This window comes from Kitasatospora sp. NPDC057198 (assembly GCF_042670125.1).
Classification (GTDB): domain Bacteria; phylum Actinomycetota; class Actinomycetes; order Streptomycetales; family Streptomycetaceae; genus Kitasatospora.
In genome coordinates this window covers 1-5,051 of record NZ_JBHUWH010000532.1, presented here as the reverse complement: position 1 = coordinate 5,051, position 5,051 = coordinate 1, and the positions used below count along the sequence as shown (strand labels likewise).

General features: G+C 70.6%; 6 protein-coding genes. 1 reads left to right on the top strand and 5 read right to left on the bottom strand.

The features are described from left to right. From ACFUEL_RS34840 to ACFUEL_RS34820, 5 genes are all read right to left on the bottom strand, one after another. Positions 1-204 (bottom strand): hypothetical protein (locus tag ACFUEL_RS34840; RefSeq protein ID WP_380241439.1); only part of this gene is annotated, 204 nt, incomplete at its 3' end. Between the two features lie 267 nt (positions 205-471). After that, positions 472-1,299 carry an N-acetylmuramoyl-L-alanine amidase gene (locus tag ACFUEL_RS34835; RefSeq protein ID WP_380241437.1) on the bottom strand — a complete coding sequence of 276 codons (828 nt, stop codon included), beginning with the start codon at positions 1,297-1,299 and terminating at the stop codon, positions 472-474. 114 nt (positions 1,300-1,413) lie between these two features. Next, complete coding sequence (locus ACFUEL_RS34830) at positions 1,414-1,959, bottom strand: hypothetical protein (RefSeq protein WP_380241435.1); 546 nt, start codon at positions 1,957-1,959, stop codon at positions 1,414-1,416. Positions 1,960-2,207: 248 nt separating this feature from the next. Beyond that, positions 2,208-3,317 (bottom strand): hypothetical protein, encoded by a 1,110-nt coding sequence (locus ACFUEL_RS34825; RefSeq protein WP_380241433.1) that lies wholly within the window; start codon positions 3,315-3,317, stop codon positions 2,208-2,210. Positions 3,318-3,423: 106 nt separating this feature from the next. Next, entirely contained in the window at positions 3,424-4,215 is a 792-nt protein-coding gene (locus tag ACFUEL_RS34820) for a hypothetical protein (protein WP_380241431.1), read from the bottom strand. Between the two features lie 452 nt (positions 4,216-4,667). Between ACFUEL_RS34820 and ACFUEL_RS34815 the strand changes: the two genes are divergently transcribed. Further along, positions 4,668-4,955, top strand: coding sequence for a hypothetical protein (locus ACFUEL_RS34815; RefSeq protein WP_380241429.1), 288 nt, complete (start codon positions 4,668-4,670; stop codon positions 4,953-4,955). The last annotated feature ends 96 nt before the right edge of the window (positions 4,956-5,051 follow it).

The window sequence follows — 5,051 nt, the reverse complement described above, 5'->3', positions numbered from 1 at the left end:
GGGCACGACCGGGGCCGGGGCCTGGGCCTGAGCGCTGACCGCCGGGGCGGCCGTGCGGTCCACCATCAGCGACCCGGCGACAAACCCGGCTCCGGCGAGCCCGAGGGCCACGACGGTCCGGGTGTCGAGGCGCAGGGTCAGCGCGCGACGGGTGCGGGCGGGGGCCTCGGCGGCGGGGGCCTCGGCGGGGGTGGTTTCGGTCATCTGACTGTCTCCTTCGTCTGGCCGGGGCTTCGCGTTTCCCCGGCTGGCAGGACCAGCCTCGCACAAAACAGACTTAGGTCAAATAAGATTACACAGGTAACTTTAGGCTCGGGGTGGTCGCTCAACACGACCACCCCGAAGCCGAATTGACCGACCCCGGCACCGCCGCCCCCACCGCCCGGACGCCCCGACGCAGTTCCCCTCAGAGGCCGCAGCCTCTCCCTCCGCCGGCCCCGGCATCCCCGTCGTCGAGGAGGTCGCCCTGGTTTAGCGCGTGACGGGCCGGTCCCAGAGAGCCGCCCAGGTCAGCGGCCCGACCTCGCCGTCGTCGGCCAGCGGCCAGCCATTGGCGCTGGAGTCGCGCTGGAAGGCGACGACCGTGGCCCGCATGCGCTCCCCGTACCAGCCGTCCGCACCGTCGGGACCCACACTCCAGGTGCGCTCGATCAGCCGCTCCTGCACCCTCTGCACGTCCAGGCCGTGCATCATCGGCTGGGCGAGCCACAGGACGCGGCCGGGGAACGGTGGCGCGGACGACGTCGAGCCGGACGGCGGCGCCGGGGCGGGAGCCGGCCCGGAGCCGCCGGGCCTGGGCACGCCCCGCTGCACCCAGGCGTACAGCTCGTCCCCCGGGCACGTGGTGGCGTAGCTGTCGCGGTGGCCGCGCACCTCGCTGCCGGCACCGCCCTGGGCCCGGCAGTACTCGATGGCGTCGACCAGGCCGTTGAGCATCTCGTCGGTGGGCGAGGTGATGCCGGAGGTGCCAACCATCGCGCACACCGCGTAGTGGCCGGCGTTGAGCGTCAGGTTGCCGTTCGCGCCCTTCTTCACGTGCAGGCCGCGGCCCTCGTGCACGTAGCCGTGCGGGCACACGACGAAGGAGTACGCGATGTCGATCCAGCCCTCCTTCGGGTCGTTGAGGTGCGCCTGCTGGATGTCGCGGACGTGGCCGGCGCACCGGCCGTGGTCACCGGCCAGCGACCCCGGCACGGCCGAGCCCTCGCAATGGATCTTGACGCCCTTGGTGGAGCTGATGCGGGTGTAGGAGCCGGTGGGGGCGACTGCACCCCACGCGGAGCGGGAGACGAGCTTCATCGGCTCGCCTCCCGCCCGCGGTCGGCCCGGGTGGTGTTCGGCACGGGTTCCTCCCCCGGTCGGGTTGGTCGGGTGCCGGGACGCTAGGCCGGGCCGGGACCTAACGTCGCGCTGTCACTCCTCGGTGATCTCCGCCAACGCGCCTTCCTGATAGCCGAATCGGCGCACACGCAGCACGTCGCCGACCACGAAGATCGGGACTACTCCGCCGTCCACGGCGGGCGCGAGGGTGGAGCCGTATCCGTCGCAGACGAGCAGCACCCACTCGCTGGGCTTCTCGTCGGAGAACCCGACCGCGTGGGTCGCGTCGTGCTCCCGGCGGCGCTCGCTGGCGCGGCGGACGTGGGGCCGGGCGATGTGCGGGCACAGGGTCAGGGCCGCTTCGGCGCACTCCTCGTGCATCGGCGGGTCGGAGTAGAAACCGGCCTCCGCCGCCTTCGGGCCGCCGAGGAACGCCACGGGGCCGCCCATCCGCCGCGCGCACAGCGCGCACCGGCCGGTGACCGCGAGTTCCACCGCCTTCTCGCTGTTGATGCTGATGAAGTCCACCGCGCCGTCCGGGTGGACGTTGACGGCGGGGATCGGCAGGCCGCGCCGCAGGTCGACGGGGCGGGTGCCCAGGCCGGGCGGAAGCCAGCTCAGGTCGGGTCGGGTGGTCATCGTGTCCTCCAGGGGGCCCCGTTCGCGGCGGGGCTCGGCAACAGAGCGTCCGCCCGCGCCGGCCACCGGGAGGGATGCAGACGGCCCGTCACCCCTTCTCCCGGACGGCGCGGAGCGGGCCATCCGGGACAGGACAGGACCGGGCGTTGCCCCGCTCCCCCAGAGCCGACCCGAGATGAAGGGTGCGGCGGCCCGGCGCGGGCGGACTGCTCCAGCCTCCCCACCCGCGCCGAACTCCGACAACACCCTTACGCGGTAGGGCGGATGACACCTTCCGGGGCCTCACCATCGGCGTTCAGAAGGTCTTCCGATACCCAGTACGGCGCGATCAGCCGGGAGTCGGGGATCCTCCGCCCCGGCCCGCACCAGACGATCTTCTGGTGGCCGCCGCGCTGGTGGGGGTACTGCCGCCACCCGCCCCTGCCCCCCGCGCCCTTCCCGCTGCGCCGCGCCGCCGCTGTTCGGGTCTGCTCCCGGGCCGCCTTCAACCGCGGTCCGAGCCGCCAGCCCATCCGCAGGAAGTTCTCCGGCTTGCTCCAGCGGCGCTGCTTTCCGGGTTTGGCGCTCTTGCCGCGCCGCGCGGACACGTCGGCTTCTTCCTTCGAGGCGGGCACCTGAAGGTCGGCCTTCGAGGAGCACAGGTAGACGGCGACCTGGAGCGCCCGCAGCACCATCGCGCGCTGTGCGGGGGTGGGTTCCTTGCGCCCGCTCCTGCGGGCGGTTCGGAGCGCCAGGCCCTCGACGGTGAACCGTTCGTCCCGGCCGAGGGGGATCGACAGGTGCACGAACTCCATGTCCCGCACCGGGCTGCCTGGCGGTGGGGGCAACGGGCTGCCGTCCTGCGAGAGCGGCTCGCAGACCATCGCCACCTCGACCTCGTCCATCCGCGGGTCGCCGGTGAAGCACATCAGCCCGGTAGGTCCGGTGCGTCCGCAGAACAGGACCGCCAGCAGCCTGCCGGGGCCGCCGTTGCCCATCGACATCTCCAGGGTCGGCGGCTCCGCGAACACCACCATCGGGTTCGAGAGCCGGCCCAGGCTGCGGAACAACGGGCCGGGCAAGGTGCCGAGCCTGTAGGTCCACAGTTCCAAGGCCATGTCAGAGTGCATCGCCACGACCTGCTTCGCCTTCGCCCACAGGCGCGAGATCGCCGCCAGTGTGGTGGAGACCTGCCCCCGGGCTGCGTTCAGCACGTGGTGGGGAACGGCGCTGACCAGGATGCCACCGTTGATGGCATGGTCCGGCAGTGCCCCGAGGCCGATGGACTTGAGCTCTCCGTCGGCTGCGGCGAGTCGAGCGGCAACCCGTTCCGCGATGACTGCGGTTGCTCGTCCGAGTTCAACATCCTTGCTCGCCATGCCAGTTGCCCCCTTGCCCTGTGGACCCCCTCAGGCCCGGCTGCGCCCACACTCACCAAGGGGCAGAAACCAGACAACAGCCTTACGGAACAAGGGAGTTGAAGAATCAGAAGTCCGAACCGTCCACCAGTTCGGCGTCGACCACCTCGACTTCTTCGGCCAGCTCCGCCGCGATGTCCTCCCGGATCTTCGACAGCCGCGCGGCAAGCCGGTCGACCACATCCCCACGACCGGATGCCTCGACCGGCAGCTCCCCGCCGCCCGCCGGCGCCACCTCGATCCGGGCCTGCGCCGCCCGACCGAACGTCTCCGGCGCGAGGCACGCCAGCAGGAACTGCGCCGCCCGCCAGTCCGGCTGCGCGAAGTCTCGCTCCGTCTGCACCACCCGCTCGCCCGTCTCCGGATCGCGCACCGTCCGCACCCGCTCCCGCAGCACCTGCCCGCCGGTGGCCGCCTTCCGCACCAGCAGCACCAACTGCGCCTTGCCCTCGCTACGCGCCCGCGTGAACCCGTCGCGGAACTCGCGGAACGGCTGCTCCACCGCACGTGCGCGGTGCCCCGCCTCGCGCCGCCGCTGCTCCTCCTCCGCGCGCTCCAGCCACCGGTACACGGTGCTGGGGTGAATGCCGGCCATCGGCGCAGCGTCGCTGACGGGCACGTCGGCGCGCACCGCGTCCAGGAGGCGCTTCTCCACCTCCAGATCGAGGGCGGGACGGCGACCGCGACGGCTACCCACGGAGCGACCGTACGCGAAACCCCAGGTCAACGGCGCTTCGAGCCCGCGGAAGCGAAGAGGAATTGATGCATGAAACCAGGGATTCCGGCCAAAAAGTCGGAGCTTTACGCGACGACGCCAGTGTAAATTATTTAGCCCCTTGAGGATCAAACCAATCGGCACACTCTCAATGTGGTTATCTTCCAAGGTCGACAACCCAGATCGCGGCCAGTTATCTAAACTCGAAGTATCGAAAAGCGAATACCGCTCCGGCAAGTCCCCTTCGGAAATGAATTAAAATAATACTAGTGGTCTCCACCTGCACCATCCTCCAGTCGCCCCCGAGCAACTAAACTATGCACAGCGGGAACCCGTCGCCGAGTGCGCACGATGGAGACAGTACTTCGGTGGAGCCGCTGCGGATCACCCAGAGCGCCTATCGGCGATCGAATCACAGAGCGCGCGAAGCCCGGAGCTGGAACGATTCGTATCTTGACTTTCCGGAGTTGGCACGGCGTCAAGTCGGGCTCTAAGATCGCCCCACGAGAAGCGGGTCGCCCTCTGGCAAGAGCGACCCGCGAGCTCCGCATTCGCCCGGACTCTTAACCACGCGCGAGATTGGAACTCTGCCCATGATGGCACAACCCGCAGGCTTCACGCCGCCCACCTTCGAGGCCAACAAGCCGGTCACCTGGGGAGACCTAGCGGCCTACCTGGAGCGGCTGGCCCCGCCGTCCCCGGCTTCGGCCCCAGCGGCGAACCCGGCCCCGATGGCGGATCGGCCGGTCACCTGGCAGGACCTCGCGGCTTTCGCCCACGGGGCCCTGACCGCGTGGACGCTGCACCCGCAGGCCGGCTGGGTCGCTGCCGGCCTCGTCGGCCTCACCAGCCCCGCCGGATGGGCCTTGATCCGCCGCCGATGACCTGTCGGCCTACGTAACGTGAGTACGTGAGCCGGTCACCGCCCTACACGAGGCGGTGGCCCGAAGCGCCGCAGACCACCTAGGAACGTTCCGAGG

Coding starts and splice junctions, on each gene's coding strand:
- ACFUEL_RS34835 (WP_380241437.1), bottom strand. CDS start 1,299: ATGAAGCTCGTCTCCCGCTCCGCGTGGGGTGCAGTCGCCCCCACCGGC.
- ACFUEL_RS34830 (WP_380241435.1), bottom strand. CDS start 1,959: ATGACCACCCGACCCGACCTGAGCTGGCTTCCGCCCGGCCTGGGCACC.
- ACFUEL_RS34825 (WP_380241433.1), bottom strand. CDS start 3,317: ATGGCGAGCAAGGATGTTGAACTCGGACGAGCAACCGCAGTCATCGCG.
- ACFUEL_RS34815 (WP_380241429.1), top strand. CDS start 4,668: ATGGCACAACCCGCAGGCTTCACGCCGCCCACCTTCGAGGCCAACAAG.